Source organism: Telluria sp. RB2R28, assembly GCF_059685835.1.
Window position 1 is genome coordinate 359,241 of the sequence record NZ_JCASIK010000002.1, and the last position, 18,968, is coordinate 378,208.

General features: G+C 64.3%; 15 protein-coding genes. 4 read left to right on the top strand and 11 right to left on the bottom strand.

Annotated elements, in window-relative coordinates; genetic code table 11:
• Window positions 1-31 precede the first annotated feature (31 nt).
• From AC56LV_RS09205 to AC56LV_RS09225, 5 genes are all read right to left on the bottom strand, one after another.
• Complete coding sequence (locus tag AC56LV_RS09205) at window positions 32-2,971, bottom strand: putative bifunctional diguanylate cyclase/phosphodiesterase (protein WP_499557057.1); 2,940 nt, start codon at window positions 2,969-2,971, stop codon at window positions 32-34.
• A gap of 135 nt (window positions 2,972-3,106) precedes the next feature.
• Window positions 3,107-3,865, bottom strand: a complete 759-nt coding sequence (locus AC56LV_RS09210; protein WP_499557059.1) for an N-acyl amino acid synthase FeeM domain-containing protein — start codon at window positions 3,863-3,865, stop codon at window positions 3,107-3,109.
• A 176-nt stretch (window positions 3,866-4,041) separates the two neighbouring features.
• On the bottom strand, window positions 4,042-4,878 hold the full coding sequence (locus AC56LV_RS09215; protein ID WP_499557061.1) for a PhzF family phenazine biosynthesis protein: 837 nt from the start codon (window positions 4,876-4,878) through the stop codon (window positions 4,042-4,044).
• Window positions 4,879-4,924: 46 nt separating this feature from the next.
• Window positions 4,925-6,076: an MFS transporter gene (locus AC56LV_RS09220; RefSeq protein ID WP_499557988.1), complete on the bottom strand. Its 1,152-nt coding sequence runs from the start codon at window positions 6,074-6,076 to the stop codon at window positions 4,925-4,927.
• A 163-nt stretch (window positions 6,077-6,239) separates the two neighbouring features.
• Window positions 6,240-8,282: a glycoside hydrolase family 97 protein gene (locus AC56LV_RS09225; protein ID WP_499557063.1), complete on the bottom strand. Its 2,043-nt coding sequence runs from the start codon at window positions 8,280-8,282 to the stop codon at window positions 6,240-6,242.
• A gap of 160 nt (window positions 8,283-8,442) precedes the next feature.
• Between AC56LV_RS09225 and AC56LV_RS09230 the strand changes: the two genes are divergently transcribed.
• Both AC56LV_RS09230 and AC56LV_RS09235 read left to right on the top strand, forming a co-directional pair.
• Window positions 8,443-9,105 carry a response regulator gene (locus AC56LV_RS09230; protein ID WP_183557893.1) on the top strand — a complete coding sequence of 221 codons (663 nt, stop codon included), beginning with the start codon at window positions 8,443-8,445 and terminating at the stop codon, window positions 9,103-9,105.
• Window positions 9,095-10,471, top strand: a complete 1,377-nt coding sequence (locus AC56LV_RS09235; RefSeq protein WP_499557064.1) for an ATP-binding protein — start codon at window positions 9,095-9,097, stop codon at window positions 10,469-10,471. Before AC56LV_RS09230 ends, AC56LV_RS09235 begins: the two co-directional genes overlap by 11 nt.
• A gap of 15 nt (window positions 10,472-10,486) precedes the next feature.
• Here AC56LV_RS09235 and AC56LV_RS09240 read toward each other — a convergent pair whose 3' ends face one another.
• From AC56LV_RS09240 to AC56LV_RS09250, 3 genes are all read right to left on the bottom strand, one after another.
• On the bottom strand, window positions 10,487-11,467 hold the full coding sequence (locus AC56LV_RS09240; protein ID WP_499557066.1) for a magnesium and cobalt transport protein CorA: 981 nt from the start codon (window positions 11,465-11,467) through the stop codon (window positions 10,487-10,489).
• Window positions 11,468-11,617: 150 nt separating this feature from the next.
• On the bottom strand, window positions 11,618-13,204 hold the full coding sequence (locus tag AC56LV_RS09245) for a RimK family ATP-grasp domain-containing protein (protein WP_499557067.1): 1,587 nt from the start codon (window positions 13,202-13,204) through the stop codon (window positions 11,618-11,620).
• Window positions 13,205-13,364: 160 nt separating this feature from the next.
• Window positions 13,365-13,916 carry a GNAT family N-acetyltransferase gene (locus tag AC56LV_RS09250; protein WP_499557069.1) on the bottom strand — a complete coding sequence of 184 codons (552 nt, stop codon included), beginning with the start codon at window positions 13,914-13,916 and terminating at the stop codon, window positions 13,365-13,367.
• 166 nt (window positions 13,917-14,082) lie between these two features.
• Here AC56LV_RS09250 and AC56LV_RS09255 point away from each other — a divergent pair, with 166 nt between their 5' ends.
• Both AC56LV_RS09255 and AC56LV_RS09260 read left to right on the top strand, forming a co-directional pair.
• On the top strand, window positions 14,083-14,778 hold the full coding sequence (locus AC56LV_RS09255; protein WP_499557071.1) for a hypothetical protein: 696 nt from the start codon (window positions 14,083-14,085) through the stop codon (window positions 14,776-14,778).
• Window positions 14,779-14,975: 197 nt separating this feature from the next.
• Window positions 14,976-15,380, top strand: a complete 405-nt coding sequence (locus tag AC56LV_RS09260) for a GNAT family N-acetyltransferase (protein WP_499557073.1) — start codon at window positions 14,976-14,978, stop codon at window positions 15,378-15,380.
• A 571-nt stretch (window positions 15,381-15,951) separates the two neighbouring features.
• On the opposite strand, the gene AC56LV_RS09265 is transcribed toward AC56LV_RS09260, so the two are convergent.
• The 3 genes from AC56LV_RS09265 to AC56LV_RS09275 form a co-directional block, all read right to left on the bottom strand.
• The gene (locus AC56LV_RS09265) at window positions 15,952-16,176 is read right to left on the bottom strand and encodes a hypothetical protein (RefSeq protein WP_499557075.1); all 225 of its coding nucleotides are present in this window, start codon (window positions 16,174-16,176) and stop codon (window positions 15,952-15,954) included.
• Between the two features lie 1,060 nt (window positions 16,177-17,236).
• Window positions 17,237-18,130 carry an alpha/beta fold hydrolase gene (locus tag AC56LV_RS09270; protein ID WP_499557077.1) on the bottom strand — a complete coding sequence of 298 codons (894 nt, stop codon included), beginning with the start codon at window positions 18,128-18,130 and terminating at the stop codon, window positions 17,237-17,239.
• Between the two features lie 80 nt (window positions 18,131-18,210).
• On the bottom strand, window positions 18,211-18,711 hold the full coding sequence (locus AC56LV_RS09275) for a DUF3592 domain-containing protein (protein WP_499557079.1): 501 nt from the start codon (window positions 18,709-18,711) through the stop codon (window positions 18,211-18,213).
• Window positions 18,712-18,968 lie beyond the last annotated feature (257 nt).

The following is an 18,968-nucleotide window of genomic DNA, read 5'->3' on the forward strand; positions in this document are numbered from 1 at the left end:
TGGCTGAACGAGCTGCAGAAGATGTTGCCGGCTAATGCAAGCGCGTGACGCTGGCCAGATGTGACGTGGGTGGTTTGTCCCACTCGCTCAGCAACGCCAGCAATGCTGGATCCTGGATGAAGCTGGCGCTCGAGCGGCCTTCCAGGATGCGCTCGGGCGGCATCGAGCGCGCCACGACGAATCCCTGCACATAATCGACACCGATTTCCTGCAGCGTCTGGACCGTGGCGGCATCCTCGGCCCACTCCGCGATCGTCTTCATGCCCAGGTTCACGGCCAGGCTGACAATGGCCTCGACAATTGCCACGTTGGCCGGATGCGCATTGATATTGACGATGAAGTTGCCATCGATCTTGAGCACGTCCGCCGGCAGCTCTTTCAGGTACGAGAACGAGGTGTAGCCGGCGCCGAAATCATCCAGCGCCACCTTCACGCCGAAGCCACGCACCTGGTCGATGAAGCGGCGCGTGTTGTCCAGGTCGTGCAGGGCCACGCTTTCAGTAATTTCGAGGCACAGGCGGCTAGCCACGTGCACGTAGCGGCCGAGAATGTCGAACGTGTCCTGCACGAAGCGCTCGTCGTTGAGAGATGCACCCGACAGGTTCATGCAGACGAAGCGCGTGTTGACCAGCGTATCGTTGTGTTCGGCGATCCAGGCCAGCGTGCTCGTGAGCACCCAGCGATCGATCACGCTCGCGCGCCCGCTCTTTTCGGCGGCGGCAATCACGGCGCCGGCCGGCACGACGCGGCCATCGGGCTCGCGCATGCGCAGCAATACCTCGAAATTGAGCGATTCCAGCGGCGTGCGCAGCGACATGATCGGCTGCATTTCCAGCAGCAGGCCATCGGTGGCGGCCGGCCCCGACAGGCGCTCGACCAGATCGAGTTCGGCGGCGCGCTGGCGGAATGCATCGGCATCGCGCTCGTACACGACCAGGCCGTCGCCCGTACCGGTCTTGGCTTCGCGGCAGGCGCGGTCGGCGGTGGAGACGGCATCCTTCATCGGCATGCCCGGCACGACCTCGATCAGGCCGACGGACGCGCGCACGTGGAACGCCTTGTCCCCCACGCGGTAGGGCGTGCTGCCGAGCCGGTCGACGATGCCGCGAATGATGATCGAGGCCAGCGGAATCGCTGTTTCGGGCATCACGATCACGAATTCGTCACCGCCCACGCGGCCCAGTTGCTGGCCACCGGCCAACATGGCCCCCATGCGTTCGCACACCTGCTTGAGCACTTCGTCGCCGGCGCCGTGCCCGAACAGATCGTTGATCAGTTTGAAGCGGTCGAGGTCGACATATGCCAGCGCCATTGGCCGGCCGGCGGCCAGGCTCGCACTGGCATTGCTGAACTCGCGCTCGATGCCGCGCCGGTTGAAGACCTTGGTCAATGGGTCGTTGTTGGCCATGAAGCGCAACTGCTCGGTGGCCTTGTGTTTTTCGGTGGTGTCCTGCAGCACGCCCTCGATGCGCGACCTGGCCAGCGTGGCGCTGACCTGGAAGCGCTGGCCGCCGTCGCGGCTGGTCAGCTCCATCTCGGCTTCGACTTTCGCATGGACCTGCTCGTGCAGCGCGGCCCAGCTTGCTTCAGTGAAGTACTGGCGCCACGCCGTACGGCCCGCCGTGAAGTCGGTCATGCCGAGCATTTTCTGCAGCGCCGGATTCACGCTCAAAAAGTGGCCGTAGATATCGAGCGTGAACAGGCCGACCGGCATCGCCTTGTACGCATGCTCGAGTTCTTCCTGTGCTTCCTGGCGCTTCTCGGTTTCCATGCGCATCTGTTCAGCCACGGCCAGTGCCGCCAGCAGGCTCGACGCGAGCGCCGCGGTGACGCTGTTGATCACGCCCAGCAGCTCGCGCATGCCGAACGCGGCCGACGCGACCTCGGCCAGCGACGCCATGAAGGTGACGGCGAACGACGCCGCGAACCAGGCCGCGACCCGCGTGCGCGATTCGACGATGATCTTGAACAGGCCGATCGTCATCAGCGAGAAGCAGCACGCGAGGATGCCCCACATCAGCGGCAGGTACATCCCATACGGGACCAGGATGGCAGCGGCCAGCATCGGCATGCACAGCCACTGCATGACGCGCATCGGCACCACGTAGCGCATCTCGGCCAGGTGATCCTTCAGCAGCGCCTGGTACAGGGTCAGCGTCGCGATGCCGTACATCGTGAACGTGACGGCGCGGCTGCGCAGCAGCCAGTCGGACGGCACCGCCTGGCCAAGCCACTGGATGTCCCAGCCGGCCGACAGCGCCCCCACGCGCAGGTTCAGGATCAGCCAGCCGGCAAACATGACGTACACCGGCTGCCGGTTGATCAGTGCCGTGATCAGGATGAACAGCGCCAGCACGATCATGCCGCCGTCGAGCAGCCCCGACTTGCGGTGGTACTGCTTGACCGACAGCGCGTACTGTTCGATGGGCCACTGCACGACCGTCAGGCGCGCCGGGCCCGCGAACGTGCCGCGGCACAGCAGCTGGCGCGGCAACGGCGCAACGCTCAGTGCGAAGCCGGCCTTGTCGGCGCGCAGCAGGCCGGTGCTGTCGCTGCGGCTGGCCGTGCCCAGCGGGGCCAGCGAGGCGGCGTTCCAGCAGGCGATATCGAGCGCATGGCGCGACGGGAATTCGAGCACCTGTGCGCCCGGGCGCGGCATCGGCTCGACGACGAACCAGACCGGCGCTTCGGACAGATGGGTGTCATGCGTATTGGTCAGTGGGCGCTCGCGCGCCGGCCCGAGTGCGCTGGCAGGATCGAGCGTGCCGGCCGGATCGGCCAGCACGTGCATCGTCAGCGGCACGTCGCCGCTGGTACGGTATTCGTCGTGCCAGAAAACGAGCGCAATCAGCGACACCACCGCGATCCCGATCGGGATGAGGTAGTAAGAAAAGGTCTTCAGAATCAGTTCGACCGCCGCTTGCAACGCGGCTGGCAGCGAAGCACGAAACTGATGGGAAAGCTTGGGCATGAGCGGCCTTGGTAATACGCGTGACCACCGTGCAGGCAACGACGGCCACTAAAGCGCAAGGATACAGCTTTAGTGTAATGCCGTCATGCCCTTCGTAGTTGAACAACCGCCGGTCTCGCGCCGTGCAATGCGGTCTCAGGCAACGGCCAGTTCTTCCCGTGCCGGCCATTGCGGTGCGGATGGGACGACGACGGGGCCGATGTCGATATCCGGGTGCACCGTGTTGAAGAAGAAGTCGAGCATCGGATGACGCGCCTCGGTCCAGCGCTGCTGGAAGGTGGCGATCTCGAAGGCCATTACGCGGTGCGGGATGTTGCCGACGTGGCGCAGCGGCACCAGGCCATCTTCCGGGAACACATCGACGAACAGCATCTGCTCGTATTGCCGGTCGACCGGCGGGCGGCCCGTCGCCACCGAGAAGTCGATGGCGTTGTCTTCGCAATACATGAAACACGCCTTGACCAATGCAATTTTTACCATGCGCCCCACCCGCCCTTCGTCGACGGCAAGCCGGGTTGCCTCGACCAGCCGCTTGCCCTGCAGCCAGTCAGGCAGCACCACCGATTCTTCCACGCCCAGCGGCCGGTGCAGGTTGGTGCGGATGCGGGTACTGCCGATCGCCGTGCCGTCGAGCTTGGACTCGGCCAGCAGCACGATCGTGTCGGCATCGAAGTCAGCCGCTTCAGGCTGCGCCAGGGTGCGTGCGAAATCCGGCACGTGGCGCGCATAGGCAGCGTGCCGGATCCGCACGGCTTTGAGCAGGTCGGCCTGGGTCTGTACCCGGCGGATCGTGAACGGCAATCGTTCGGTCACGCTGCCGGCGACCGGGGGACGCACGGAACGTGGTCGCGACAGCGTGGCTGGGTTGATGACGGCGGCGGTGAACTGCTCCATGGCGGGACTCCTGGGTTGATTGATTGAAACAGAAATTTACTGGAGTAAATTATCAATCCGCTTACGGAGAATCTATTTGCGGAGCAGGCGTACTTTTCACCTTCAGTTTGAATGAGCGGGAAACCGGGAAAAATGGCTGCGTCACGAGGATCATGTGCATTGCATAACGGCGGCGATCATCGCAGCATCCGCGCACTGCCCGAGACCCGTATCGAGCCGCCAGTTTCATTGCCGAATTCGGCAAAAATGAGCGAGCGCATGCCCATGTCTTCGCCCTGCACGACCTCGATCCGGCCGCCATGGGGCCAGTCGAGATCGCGCAGATAGCCGGCCAGCGCCGCCGTCGCGGCGCCCGTCGCCGGATCTTCCAGCACGCCACCGGAGGCAAAAGCGTTGCGTGTATGAAACAGATTATCGTGTTCAGCCCAAGCGAGCATGATCGTTACGAGGCCATGGGCGGCCATCAGCGCCCGGCCCGCGTCGAGCGCGTACGCCATTGCCACCAGCGCAGCGCGGCTGGACAGTGCCAGAAACAGGTGGTCGGCGCCGGCGTGGATACATGCGGGTGGCAGGCGCGGGTCGAGGTCAGCGTGCACGTAGCCGAACAACGCGAGCGCGGCGTCGACCAGATCGGCCGGCGCGGGCCGGCTGCGGGTGGGCGGCGACTGCAGGGCCGCCTGCAGCCGGGCGCCATCCTGCCGCCCCTCGACGCTGATGGTGGCGGCGTTCAGGGTCAGCGCAAAGCGGCCAGCGCCATGTCGGCGCGCCAGGGCGGCGCCCAGAGCAATGGTTGCATGGCCACAGAACGGCACTTCGGAAGCAGGCGAAAAATAGCGCACGCGCCACCCCTCGCCTTCCGGCGCAGCAAACGCGGTTTCGGAAAATCCGACGTCGCGCGCCATCGCGGCCATCTCGGCAACCGGCGGCAAGGCAGCGCCGATCCAGACGCCGGCCGGATTTCCGCCCTGGCCGTGGTCGTCGAAGGCGGCGAGAAGTTCAATGTCCTGGCGCATGGATGCTTCCTCAGTGATTGGAAACATCCATCATAGCGCCAGGCCGCTAGCGCCGGGCGTCGATGCGCGGCAGCAGCACGGCCAGGATACCCAGCAGTGGCAGGAACGAGGCGATCTGGTACACCTGTGCGATGCCGTGCACGTCGGCGATGGTGCCCATTGCGGCCGCGCCCACGCCGCTGATGCCAAACATCAGGCCGAAGAAGATGCCCGAGATCAGGCCGACCTTGCCGGGCACCAGCTCCTGCGCGAACACGACGATGGCCGAGAACGCCGACGACATCACCAGGCCGATGATCACCGACAGCACGCCGGTCCAGAACAGGTCGGCGTATGGCAGCGCGATGGTGAACGGCGCCGCGCCCAGGATCGAGAACCAGATCACGCGCTTGCGTCCGATCTTGTCGCCGATCGGCCCGCCCGCGAACGTGCCCAGCGCCACCGATGCCAGGAACAGGAACAGGTACATCTGCGCGGTGCCCACCGGCAGCTTGAACTTTTCGATGAGGAAGAAGGTGTAGTAGGTCTGCAGGCTCGCCATATAGATGTACTTGGAAAACACCAGCAGCGCCAGCACGGCCAGCGCCTGGATCACCTTCTTGCGCGGCAGCGCCGGGCCGGCATGCAGCGCGGCCTTCTTGACCATGTTCATCAGGTGGTGGCTGTACCAGCGGCTCACGCCCACCAGCACCGCCACCGCGACCAGCACCAGCAGCATGAACCAGGCAATCTCGGCCTGCCCGCGCCCGACGACGATCGCTGCGGCCAGCAATGGCCCCAGGGCCGAGCCGGCATTGCCGCCGACCTGGAACACCGACTGCGCAAACCCGAAGCGTCCGCCCGACGCCAGGCGTGCCACGCGCGAGGCTTCCGGATGGAAGGTCGACGAGCCCACACCGATCATGCCGGCAGCAACCAGCAGCATCGGATAGCTGTTGGCCCACGCCAGTAGGCCCACCCCGAACAGCGTCACGCACATCCCGGCTGGCAGCAGGAATGGGATCGGCCGCTTGTCGGTGTACAGGCCGATCCACGGCTGCAGCAGCGAGGCGGTGCACTGGAACGTCAGCGTGATCAGGCCGACCTGGGTGAAGGTCAGGTTGAATTCGTGCTTCAGGAGCGGGTAGATCGACGGCAGCACCGCCTGCACGCAATCGTTGAGCAGGTGGACGAAGGCAACCGAGAGAAGGATCTGCATGACCGCACCCGGGACGGCCGGGCTGACTGCGGAGGTGGTGCTGGACGGCGAGGAAGATGTGGACATGGACGACGCGGGTGGACAGAACAGTCCGACAGGATATGCGAAAACCGGCGCCCGCGGGCGCCGGTTCTTTGACTACCGGTTTTTCACCTATCGGCGATCAGTCGGCCGGCACCAGCCGGATCGCCTGCCCGCCGCCCGGCGCCAGCACCATCTTGATGGTGTCGGTGCTCTTCACATTGCGCTTCTCGATCACCAGGTCGAAGCGGCGCTCGCTGCGGTAGTCGGCCTTGTCGCCATCGCGGTAGATTTCGGCCACGTACGATTTGCCGGCATCCAGGAACGACAATGGTAGGTCGAGCGTGCGCGCATTGCCATCGGTGACCGAGCCCACGTACCAGGCGCTCGAGTTGCGGTCCTTGCGTGCGATGGTCGCGTATTCACCCACGGCGCCATGCAGCACGCGCGTATCGTCCCAGTCGGTGGGCACGTCGCGGATGAACTTGAACGCGCCCGGATAGCGATCGTAATGCTCGATCAGATCGGCCGCCATCACCACCGGCGAATAGATCACCACGAAGTTGGCCAGCTGCTTGGCCTGGGTCGAGTTGAACGGCTTCTTGTCCTTGCCCTCCAGGCTCAGGATGCCCGGCGTGTAATCGAGCGGGCCGCTGAGCATGCGGGTGAACACGAGGTTCGCCTCGTGTTCGACGCTGTTGACCGGATTGCCCCAGGCGTTGTACTCCACGCCGCGCGCGCCTTCACGCGAGATCCAGTTCGGATACGTGCGGCGCAGGCCCGTGTCCTTCACCGGCTCGTGCGTGTTGATCGCGATCTTGTAGCGCGCCGCATCCTCGACCACCTTCTGGTAGTGACGCACGCCCTCTTGCGAATCCGTATAGCCGAAATGGACCTTGCCATTCTTGCCCATGAACTGCGCAGCGCCGCCATCGGTCACGTAGCCGGTCTTGATGCTGTCCACGCCGTTTTTTGCATACAGGCGCAGCGCTGCATCGAGCTGCTTCTCGTAGTGCGCGATATTGCCGCCGGTCTCGTGGTGGCCGATGATGTGCACACCGCGCGCTTTGCCGTACGCCGCCAGTGCCGGCAGGTCGAAGCGCGGGTTCGGGCGGGTGAAGTCCATGTCCGCGCCGTTGCCGGCCCAGTCGCTGTCCCAGCCCGGATTCCAGCCTTCGACCAGCACGCCCCGGAAACCGTTCTTTGCCGCGAAGTCGATGTAGCGCTTCGTGTAGTCGGTCGTCGCGCCGAGCCGGTCGCCCGCGGCCCAGGTTTTGGTTTCGAGGTGCATGTCCCACCAGACGCCGACATACTTCGATGGCTTGACCCACGAGACGTCGCCCAGTTTATTGGGCTCGTTCAGGTTCAGCACGAGGTCGGACATGTACAGGCCCGCCGCGTCACCCGCGATCTGCATCGTGCGCCACGGCGTCGTGAAGCTCCCGGTGCGCACGACCGGCGCGCCATTGGCGGACGGCGTCAGGTGCGCGCGCAGGCGCTGGCCTTCGACCCGGCGCAGCCACATCGACGCGTAGTCGACCAGCGCCGCTTCGTGGAAGGCGATGTGCGTGCCGTTTTCCATGCGCACCGTCATCGGCGTGTTGGCCATGCCCACTTCGCGCAGCGGCGTTTTCTGGATCGGGTATTCGAGCGCCCAGACTTCACCGGCCTGCTGCCACCAGGCGGTGGCCGGCTGCGCCACCACGAATTCGGTCAGCTCGTCAGCGATGTGCACCGCGCGGTTATTGGCCTGCTTCGGGAATTCGTAGCGGAAGCCCACGCCATCGTCGAACACGCGAAACACGATCGCCAGGCGCCGGCCATCCTTCTTCTGGTGGACGTCCACGCGCATCTGGCTGTAATGATTGCGCACCGTGCGACGCTCGCCCCACGGCTGCTCCCAGGTGCTGTCATGCGAGGTAACCAGATGACGCTCCATCGCGAAGCCGGCATCGAGCGGCTTGTCGCTGGCCAGCACGAAGCCCAGACGCGACGGCGCGATGACCGGCTGGCCATTGCGCTCGACCTGGTACGACAGGCGCCCGTCCGGAGCGACCTGCAACGACACCTTGAGCACCTTGCCGGGTGACTCGACGGTGGCCATCAGGTCTTCGGCGGCGAACGCGCCGGTACTGATCACCATGCCCAGCGCCACGAGGCTCATCTTCAATAAACTGGTACGCATCCTTCGTCTCCTGTCTCGTCTTGTTTTCTGTTGCAATTTCAACCTGAAAGCGGTCGCCCCGGATAGTCCGGCATCGGGGTTGCGCGGTCAATGCACGGCTGAAGCGAATCTGAAGATTCGCTGCGACGCCCGAAGCGCAGCGCACTGATACACTTCCGGCATGAAAATTCTGATGATCGAAGACGATCTGGCGATCGGCCAGGCCCTCTTGTCGGTGTTCCAGGACGAAGGCCACACGGCAGTCTGGCTGCGCCTGGCCCAGGGCGCGGCCGCGCGCATGCGCAGCGAATCCTTCGACGCCGTGGTGCTCGACCTGGGTCTGCCCGATGGCGACGGCACCGACGTGCTGCGCGCGCTGCGCGATGAGGGCGTACGCCTGCCGGTCTTGATCATCAGCGCGCGCGACAGCCTGCAGGACCGCCTCAAGGGGTTCGACCTGGGCGCCGACGATTACCTGATCAAGCCCTTCGAGATTCCCGAACTGCTGGTGCGCCTGCGCGCGATCGTGCGCCGCAGCCACGGCGCGCTGGAAGAGAACCTGTGGGTGGCGGGCGACATTGAACTCGATGAAAACCGCATGCTCGTCACGCGCGGCGGCCAGAGCGTCACGCTGTCAAAAACCGAATTCGCGCTGCTGCTCACCTTGATGAAGCAGGCCAACCGCGTGCTCACGCGCGTCGAACTCGAACGGCGCGCCCTGCCCTCCGGCGAAGGCCAGAGCCAGACGCTCGACGTGCACATCTTCAACCTGCGCAAGAAAGTGGGCGAAGGCGTGATCCGCACCGTGCGCGGCGTCGGCTACATGGTGCAGCGTGACGTTTAGACAGTCCTCGCTGTTCCGGCGCCTGATGTTCAGCTTTGCCGGCGTGATCGTCAGCGTCGCAATCATCGGCGTGCTGTGGATGTTTTATGAGGCCAAGGTCACGCAGCGTACGCGCACCTTCAGTGAAAACAAGGCGCACACGGAAAACATCCTGTCGCACCTGGTCGACACAGGCGCGCGGCCCGCGCGCATGCTGCCGGCGCTCGCGGCGATCGAGGTAAACCGCGAGCGCATGTTCAGGGAGCTCGATTACCACTCGCGCGTGCGCGTGCGGGTCTGGCTCGATGGCCGCCTGCTCTACAACTCGATGCCGCAATTGCCGGACGTACTGCCCGAGGTGGCCGCGCGCGGCACCTACGCGTGGGTGCGCTGGACGGCGCACGACGCCAGCAACCGCATCGTCGTCGAGCGCCGCCACGAAGTCGACGACGAATGGATGCTGACCATCTGGGGCGTGAGCTTTTTACTGTCGTCGACCTTTTTCAGCCTGCCGCTGCTGTTGATCCCGGCGTGGCTGATCGTCGGCATCGGCCTGCGGCCGCTGCGCTCGATCGCATCCAGCATCGCCCAGCGCACGGATGCCGACCTGACGCCGCTGCCCGACTCGAAGTACAAGGAACTCTCGCCGCTGGTGGTGGCGATCAACGGCCTGATGCATCGTCTCTCTCAGCGCATCGAACACGAGCACGAGTTCCTGACCGACGCCGCGCACGAGCTCAAGACGCCGCTGGCGGCCATCCAGATCAACGCCCACGTCTTGATGAGCCGCGCTGGCGCCGAAATGGCCGAGCGCTGCGCCGAGCCGGCGGCCGGCCTGCGCAGCGGCGTCGCGCGCGCCACGCACACGGTGCACCAGTTGCTGGCGCTCGAACGCGCCCGGGCCGAACCGCAGGTGGCGCAGGCATGTCCACTGACGAGCGTGGCCGACTTCGTGCGCGAGCGCGTGGCGACGGCGGCGCACCTGGCGGTGCAACGCAATATCGAGATCGAATTCGACGCCGCCCTGGACGCCGGTGGCGCGCTGCCGCTGCACCTGGAAAGCATGGCGTCGGCGGTCGATAACCTGATCAGCAATGCGATCAAGTATTCGTCGCACGACGGCCGCATCACCGTGCGCCTGACCCGCGCTGCGCACGGCTACCGGCTGGCGATCTGCGACGGCGGGCCGGGCATTGCACCGGATTTGCGCGACAAGGTGTTCGAGCGGTTCTATCGGGTGCCGGGGCAGGAGCAGCTGGGTTCCGGGCTGGGGCTGGCGATTGCCGAACGGGGCGCTGCAAGGAACGGCGGGATGATCTCGCTGGAAGATGGCGAGCATGGGCGCGGCGTGTGCGCGACCATCACGTTCACTGGCGCCGTGGGCTAGCTCTCCAGGCGCTGCCTACAGCCAGCCGACGCGCTTCAGGCGCCGGTGCAGCAGCGTGCAACCGGCGACGATCCCGAATAGTACCGCGGGATAACTCCAGCGCCAGGCCAGCTCCGGCATGTGCTGGAAGTTCATGCCATACAGGCTGAACACCATCGTCGGCACCGCCAGGATCGCACCCCAGCCGGCGAGGCGCTTGACGACGTCATTCTGGCGAATCGTCACCTGCGCCAGCGACACCTGCATCGCGGCATTGATCATCTCGCCAATCCGGTCTGCCGTCTGCGTCACGCGCGCAACATGGTCGAGGATGTCGCGGTAATAGATGCGGTTTCCGGCCGGGATGATGTCGCCGTGAAAACGCAGCAGTTCGTTGCAGATGTCGATCAACGGTGCAGCCGCCCCATGCACCGACAGCAGCTCATTTTTGAGGTTGTAGAACTCTTCCAGGTTATCCGACGATGGATTCGGCAGAAATAATGCCTTCTCCACCTGGCGAAACCGGTCCTGCAGCATATCCATGCATGGCTGGTAATGGTCGACGATGAAATCGATGATCGTGTAGAGCACGTACCCGGGCCCCGTCGCGAGTTTGGCGGGCACGCTCTCGGCGCGTTCGCGGACCGCGCGGTACCCGTTGGACGTTCCATGCCGGATCGTCATCACGAAGCGCGGCCCGACAAACACGTGCGTCTCGCCAAAGTGGAGCGCCTGCTCGACCAGCGACACCGTGTGCAGCACGACGAACAGGTTCTCGCCATACTCCTCGATCTTGGGCCGCTGGTGTGCCTTGCGCGCGTCTTCCACCGCCAGGTCGTGCAGGTCGAATTCGTCCTGCACCATGTCCATCAATTCCTTGTCCGGCTCGAACAGGCCGAGCCAGACGAAGGTGTCCTCGTCCTCCAGCGCGACGCTGACGTCTTCAATCCGGATCTCTTCCAGCTTGACGCCCTTTCGGTACACGGTGCAGTTGATGCGCGCCGCCACTTCATTCACGGATCGGCTCCTTCAATGCGCGCTGGCCAGGGTTGCTCCCTCTGGCGATGTCTGGGCGAATAGTCATACGGTCTTGTCATGCGAAATTGATCGTGGCCGCGATTCTACGCAGCGCCGCGTAAAAATATTGTCAAAAATTGGGCAAAACTGTCAGCACGGCGCGCCCGGCGCCGGGCGGTGCAGCACGTCCAGCCGGCGCACGAATTCGCGCAGCACGATCCGGTACAGCTCGTCCCCGAGCACGCTGTCTTCGGCGCCGGCGTCAATGTTCGGGTTGTCGTTCACTTCGATCACCACCGGGCCGCGCGACGTCATCTTCATGTCAACGCCGTACAGACCGTCGCCGATCAGGTTCGCCGCGTGCAGCGCGTGGGCCAGCAAGTCGGCCGGCGCCTCGTCCAGCGGCACGGCGCTTGCCATGCCGAATTCGGCCTTGCCATTGGCGTCGCGCTTGGCGACCTGCCAGTGGCCCTTGGACATCCAGTACTTGCTGGCGAAGATCACCTGGCGATTGAGCACGCCAATGCGCCAGTCGAATTCGGTGAACATGTATTCCTGCACCAGGATCAGCGCCGATTGCTGCAGCAGTTCTTCGGCCACGCGGGTAAATTCCTCCGCATCCTTTACCTTCATCACGCCGCGCGAAAACGCGCCATCCGGGATTTTCACCACCATCGGATAATCGATCTGCGCCTCGATCGCGGCCAGCGCGTCGGCATCGGCGTGCTGCAGCGTGAAGGTGCGCGGTGTCGGCACGCCGTGCAGGCGCAGCAGATCGGCCAGGTATACCTTGTTGGTGCAACGCAAGATCGAACCGGCGTCGTCGATCACCACCAGCCCTTCGCTCTCGGCCTTCTTGGCGAACAGGTAGGTGTGATGGTTGACGGCCGTGGTCTCGCGGATAAACAGCGCATCGAATTCGGCCAGGCGCGCGAAGTCCTGGCGCCCGATCAGTTCGACCGTCAGGCTCAATTCGCGCCCCACTGCGCCAAGCCGCGCCAGCGCCCCGGTGTTACTCGGCGCCAGCTCTTCATCGGGATCGTGCAGCACCGCGATGCGGTAGCGGTAGCGCCGCGCGCCGGGCGCCGGCTGCGGCAAGCCCGCGAATGCACCGAGGGCCGCCTCGCAGGCCGCGCGGCCCTGCTCGCCCAGCGACTTGAGCCCCTGGGTGCGGATCGCCGCGATATGCCACGCTTCGCCACGCTCATCGCCGCGCTCATCGCCACGCGCAAATTCGACCCGCATCAGCGGCGTTGGAAAGATCTCGAAAATGCTGCGCGCCACCGCTGCCAACGGTGTGTAGTCGGTGCGGCCGAACCGGATGTCCATCGAAAACTCGACCGGCATCGGGGCGCTGCCATCGGCGCCCAAGACATCATTCAGGGCGCGATCGAGTTCGCCCGTGTCGAGTGAATAGATCGCCTTGCGCGACAGGTCGTTGATCGTCTTCACCGACGGCAGCACCCGTTGGCCACGCGCCTGCGCCATCAGGGAGCAGTAGTAACCGACGGATAGATACTTGTAGCTGCGGCACAGGTTGATGACCAGGATGTCTGCGTCCAGCACAGGGTTGGCCAGGAAGTCATCGGCTTCGATGACGGTGCAACCGGGGCGCGCGGCGCGCCAGTCGCCGGCACGGTCGACGATGATCAGGAAGGTGGGCCCATCAGGTTCGGGTTCGGCAGGCGCTGCCTGGGTCGCCGTGATGGCGGGGGAAATCATGCGAAGCGTGGTCATTGACGGTATCGGAGTTGATCGGGGGTGGATCGAAACGGGCGCCTGGCTCGATGGCCGGCGCTGTCCAGACTGTAGCGATTGGCCCGTAAAAACCGCGTAAAAAAAACGGCGCAGCGCGACAAGCCCGCGTAAATGAGGCGCTCATCACCTCGCGCAGGTTTCATGCAGGCCGGTCGGGGCGCAGCAAGGCCCACAACTGAACGTCGATCGCTTTTTCATCAACACGCCAGCGCGCGCGCAGCAGCCCTTCGCAGCGAAATCCAAGACGAGCCAGGAGCGCCGTCGATGCGTCGTTGCCGGGGATGACTTCAGCTTCGATGCGGACCAGGTCGAGCGCATCGAAGCCGTGCGCGAGCAGCGCGCGCACGGCTTCGCCGGCCAGGCCCTGCCCCCAGTACGGCCGCGCCAGCAGATAGCCGAGCGTGGCGCGACGATGCTGCGGATGGATGTCGAACAGCGCGCAACTGCCCGCCAGGCCGCCATCGCTGCGGCTGACGATGACCAGATGCAGCCCGCTTCCCCGTGCAAGGTCAGTCCGCGCTTCGGCGATCGCTGCGCGCGCCTGCCCAGGACACGTCCACACCGGGTGACTCCAGTGGCGCATCACCTCGCGGTCGCCATACAGCGCCAGCAAGCCATGTGTGTCGGCGTCCGTCGGCACGCGCAGGTAAAGGCGTGGAGTCACCAGGCTGACAGGGTCGATTGGGGTCATGACGTGGCTCGCTTCGCATTGGAAAAGCGCGCAGCTTAGCCCTGCCCCGCAGGCCGCGACAGGGCGCGTTTACACGGCATTGACGGAGGCGCCCGCCCCTTTTGTCCTGTTTTTACGGGTGCCCCGCTACGCTGGCGAACATCGCATCAACTTCGGAAGGGTTTCAATGATCATCGCCATCGTCAACCAGCACGGCACCCCGGAACGCACCGTCGTGGCGCGCAACCTGGCGGTTCTGCGCGCACGCAGCGGCAGACGCGTATGCCTGATGACCACCGCCGCAGGTGCGGACAGGGACTGGTGCAATGACCGCAGCAGCGCCGGCGTGCGGCCCTGGATCGACACGCGCCACGTGGGCAGTCGCGCCGTCGAAACGCGTTTGGCCGCGCTGCGCCCGCTGTTCAACGATATCCTGATCGACGCCGGTGCGCGCGACACCGACGGTTGCCGCTGCGTGCTGGCAGCCAGCCGCCTGGTGGTGGTGCCAGTGCGCGGCAGCGCGCTCGACCTCGACCTGCAATACCGCCTGCTGGCGCGGTTGAACGGTGCGCGCGTTTTGAATCCTGGCCTGCGGGTGCTGTTCGTCGCCGTCAGTGGCCCGGACGGGCCGGACGCCAACGAGCGCGCCGCCGTGCTCGCGCACGTGAGTCGGGTGCAGAACGCCACGCTGGCATCGACCATCCTGCACGCGCCGGCTGACGTCAACTACGGCCTGGGGCGCTGCGTATCGGATGCGGCGGCCTGTGACCCGGACGCCGCCGCCGAAATGCAGGCACTGTACGACGAGGTCTACGCCACGCTGCCGACGATGGCGCATTCGATGGAAGCACAAGTGGGCGCGGGTCATGCGCTCTGGCGCTGAAGGTGCTGACGCTGTTTTTACGCGCGGCGCGCCACTCTTTGCAATTCATTTATCCGTAACACTGCAACGCAGAGGGAGTGATCGTGCGGCACGCAACACCTCATGGTCCGACTGCGCGACGCGCAGCAGACATTTCAACGAACGACTACACGGACAGCGCCATCAGGCTGGCAACAACGGGCGACATCGCGGCCTTGGTGGCCATTGAAAACGCCAGCTTTCCCGGCGACCGGCTCGACCGGCGCCGCTTTCGCTACCTGCTCACACAGGCCAACAGCGTGACCTTCGTCGACGTGGACGGGGCCGTCGTGCGGGGCTACATCATGCTGATGCTACGCACCGGTTGGCGGGGCGCGCGCGTCTATTCCGTGGCGACGCATCCGGCCCACCTGGGCTGCGGCGTGGCTGCGCGCCTGCTGACTGAGGCCGAGTACTGGGCTGCGGCCCATGGCTGCGTGGAAGTGCGCCTCGAAGTCCGGACAGACAACGCCGCCTCGCTCGCGCTGTTTCGCAAGCGAGGCTACGTTGTGTTCGGACGTTATGGTGCGTATTACCACGACGGCATGGATGCACTGCGGCTGCGCAGGCTGCTGGGTCTGTAACCGGTTTGCCGGGCCCAGCGCTGGCGTCAATGGCTGTCGAGCCGCTGGTGCAGCTCGAACTCGTGATCAATGTGCGGAGATCACGCTTGCGTTCAGGGTTTAGCCGCCAGACATGGAAGCCCTTCAAATGCGCTTCGAGGACTTTGCACAGTCGCCGCACCGAGAGTTGGTCGCGTAGCTCAGCAATCAAGTTGTACCTTATACAGACGTTCTGGCGAAGTACACCGACCTTCAAGCGTCGCATCTCGGCGGACTGGAGTCCGAGCAACAACGCGGACTACCTTGCGGCACGCCAAATTTCGCTGCAAGGGATGAGTTCAAAATTGGCTATCTCCCCATTTCTTGAAAGCTCAACATGGCGATCGACGTCTATTTGCATATCTAGGCGACCGAGGGGATGCTTCTGATTGACCACGTCTCCCTGCAATTTAGCAAAGTGAAATGGAAAAACTCGCAGCAGAGAATCGGCGGCGTCGTCGGCCAAACTGCTGATGGATGGGGTCTGTCCTGCAACAAATCGTGCGCTTACCCGGAGTGATCATGACTGACCCGAAACCTGATCCGCTGCGGCCTAGATTCGCGCGGGTTCTTCATGCTGCCGCGAGCGGCTCGTGATGCTGGTTATTACACCTACGGTACGATGGATAAAAGACCTGATCGTGGCGGGTACCAATACGCCCACCCGATCATGATGACCGCCATCCTGCGTGTAGCGCACGAATGGCAGAAGATAGATCCGCGCCGCGTTGGTGTTGGCAATATCAGCCGAGCCGACATGCGCGACGATGGCGAGCATGCTACTCATTTGGATGGGCTACAAGTTGACTTACGGCCTATTCGCAAAGACGGCGTCGAATGTCCGGTAAGCTGCTTCTCTCCACAGTATGACCGAGCAGCAACTACCAAAATTATCGAGTTGTTTCGTGCGTTCACACCAGTCCAAGTGGTCTGGTACAACGACATGTCGATACCGTTCGTTCGCCCCATGCGGGGCCATCACGACCACTTTCATGTCGGACTAAGGGGATGATATGCGACGCGCTATCTCAGCAATCGCCGTGTGCGGATTGGCCACGCTGTCTGCGCTGGCGTCCGATACGCTAGGCGGGTGGACTCCGATACCCGGGGCAAATTATCGAATATTTTCCGGCGAAACTGTCGCGTACAGTGAGGCCCCTACGGCTAAAGATCGCAAATTGAGCATCCTGTTCAGGGGGCAGGCGGCCAAGGAAATTTTTGACTCGATTGGTCCCGACGCACGTGCGCAAGATATGTGCAGCACGTCGAACGGCGACCGTGAGCGGGCGAAAGGGGCAGTTCAGTGTACCTTCACAGCGCTCAAGGCTTCTGAGACAGGCATGGGCTATCGGTGCTGGGTCGGTGTCGATCTAATCAGTGGAAAGGGGATTCCTAGCGTGCCCTGTTAGAACAACGCCGACATGGTCAAAGTTATCTCCCACCTAACCCGGACCCGGACTATGCGGTCTCGGGAGAACAAGTAGGTGCACTTTAGCAGGCCTCTATGTCGTCAGCGCTACCGTCATCGTTGGCGGTGAACTGAGCCACGTCGACCTGGTGCTCGCGGAGCAAGGGGTCGACGGCGGCCTGGCCGGTCAGGTTTCCACCGACGGATCTACTGGCCAACAAGGCGCTCGCACAGAATCGCATGCTAGCTGTAGTTTTTTATTCAAGCAGACAGCAAGCGTGTTTTCGCGAATACCATTCGTGATCGCGAAATGCCAGGGCGATCGCGCAAGTTTTTCGTGCTCGCCGACAAGCCGCTCCGCCTCGCATTCGGTGAGAGTCACTACTGCGCAGATATCGACTGCCTATCTCGATGCTGTTTATCCTCCGGTTCAGCGTTGCGCGAGGAACGGTAGCACCCGTTCAAGCAGCATATCCGGCGCTTCCTCGGCAATATAGTGCCCGCACGGCAGCGCCCCACCCTGCACGTCAGCCGCCACCCGCTGCCACTCCGCAAGCGGATCAAAACAGCGCCCGACCACGCCCTGCTCCCCCCACAGCACCATCAGAGGCAGCGCCAGACGGTTTCCAGCATCGCGGTCAGACCGGTCGTGCTCGAGGTCGATCGTCGCCGCAGCGCGGTAATCTTCGCAGATGCCGTGCGCCGCGCCCGGCAACGCCAGGCAGCGCTGGTACTCGGCCAGCGCGCGCGGGTCGAACGGCGCCAGGCCTGCACTGCGTTTGCCCATCACGTCCCGCACGTACGCAGCCGGGTCGGCCTCGATCAGGCGCTCGGGCAGCGGCGCCGGCTGGATCAGGAAGAACCAGTGCCAGTAGGCGCGCGCAAACGTGTCCGACGTTTGCTCGTACATCGCGAGCGTGGGGGCGATGTCCAGCAGCGCCATCCGCTCGACGGCCTGTGGATGGTCCAGCGCCAGCCGGTGCGCCACGCGCGCGCCGCGATCGTGCGCCAGCACGCGAAACGTGGCAAATCCCAGTGACTGCATCACCGCCACCATGTCGGCCGCCATCGCGCGCTTGCTGTAGTTGGCGTGGTCCGGCGCGCCCTGCGGTTTGGACGACTCGCCGTAGCCACGCAGGTCGCAGGCCACGACCGTGAAGTGCTCGGCCAGGTGCGGTGCAACGCGGTGCCAGATGGCGTGCGTTTGCGGGTGCCCATGCAGCAGCAGGAGCGGCGGGCCGGATCCACCGACGTTGGCGTTGATGGTAACGGTCGGATCGACCTCGACTTGCAGGGCGCGAAAATGGGGGAACAGGTCTGTCATGGTATCTCGTGATTGGTCTCGTTATTCGTCTCGTTACTGCCGTGCTGATATGCAGCTTGATGGGTTTCGTAGCGCCACCACTATACAAGCCGGTGCCCCTGCAGCGCAGCGGCACGCTGCATCCTTGCCGTGCGCTCTGCCGCGTGCACGAGCGCCTCGCGTCGCAGCCGGGCCGCAACGCGCAGCGTCCCGATGCCGCCCGCAACCAGCATGATCGCCAGCGCCACAAAAAACCACTCCGCGGGACTCATCCCATCCGCGTAGACGACGGCGCGCCCGGGCTTACCGGGCTGATAGCGGACCGTGATCGGATCACCCGGCTGCTGGTGGGCGAAACGCGCCTGCATGACGGCGTGCGCGCGGTCGCACTGCACGCCGCTCAGCCACGACGTGGCCTGGCGCCGGCCGGTGAATTCCCGGCCACCCACAGTGTAGCGATAGCGCAGCTGTATGCACCATTGGGTCGAGCGGCCTGTGGATTTGTAGAGCGTGCTGCTGGTGATCTGCGCCCGCGCCTTTGGCCAGTCCCAGGCCGCGTACTTGTCGAGCAGGGTCATGCACATGAACACGCTGATCGCCATGCCGACGAGCAGAAATCCCCATCCGAGGAGTGAATGAAGCTGGGGGTCCGGTGGAAATGTGGGCTCGGCCCGGCGCGCTGATGTTGGCTGGCTCATTGCTTGGAGAGGCTGGATCGTGCTGCCATCGTGCCGTGAATCCAGCGCGCTGGCAACCACGCTGCATCACCTTATGAAGCAGGCATCGGCACGCGCTCGCCCGCGCGTTGCGTAACGCACTTACATGAACCTGACATCCCGCCATTGTTGTAATTACGTCA

Excerpts from the sequence above, each read along its gene's own strand:
- AC56LV_RS09275 (WP_499557079.1), bottom strand. The coding sequence starts at position 18,711 with ATGGCGATCAGCGTGTTCATGTGCATGACCCTGCTCGACAAGTACGCG.
- AC56LV_RS09205 (WP_499557057.1), bottom strand. The coding sequence starts at position 2,971 with ATGCCCAAGCTTTCCCATCAGTTTCGTGCTTCGCTGCCAGCCGCGTTG.
- AC56LV_RS09225 (WP_499557063.1), bottom strand. The coding sequence starts at position 8,282 with ATGCGTACCAGTTTATTGAAGATGAGCCTCGTGGCGCTGGGCATGGTG.
- AC56LV_RS09210 (WP_499557059.1), bottom strand. The coding sequence starts at position 3,865 with ATGGAGCAGTTCACCGCCGCCGTCATCAACCCAGCCACGCTGTCGCGA.
- AC56LV_RS09250 (WP_499557069.1), bottom strand. The coding sequence starts at position 13,916 with ATGACCCCAATCGACCCTGTCAGCCTGGTGACTCCACGCCTTTACCTG.
- AC56LV_RS09215 (WP_499557061.1), bottom strand. The coding sequence starts at position 4,878 with ATGCGCCAGGACATTGAACTTCTCGCCGCCTTCGACGACCACGGCCAG.
- AC56LV_RS09265 (WP_499557075.1), bottom strand. The coding sequence starts at position 16,176 with ATGCTCGCCATCGTCGCGCATGTCGGCTCGGCTGATATTGCCAACACC.
- AC56LV_RS09255 (WP_499557071.1), top strand. The coding sequence starts at position 14,083 with ATGATCATCGCCATCGTCAACCAGCACGGCACCCCGGAACGCACCGTC.
- AC56LV_RS09220 (WP_499557988.1), bottom strand. The coding sequence starts at position 6,076 with ATGCAGATCCTTCTCTCGGTTGCCTTCGTCCACCTGCTCAACGATTGC.
- AC56LV_RS09230 (WP_183557893.1), top strand. The coding sequence starts at position 8,443 with ATGAAAATTCTGATGATCGAAGACGATCTGGCGATCGGCCAGGCCCTC.
- AC56LV_RS09245 (WP_499557067.1), bottom strand. The coding sequence starts at position 13,204 with ATGACCACGCTTCGCATGATTTCCCCCGCCATCACGGCGACCCAGGCA.
- AC56LV_RS09270 (WP_499557077.1), bottom strand. The coding sequence starts at position 18,130 with ATGACAGACCTGTTCCCCCATTTTCGCGCCCTGCAAGTCGAGGTCGAT.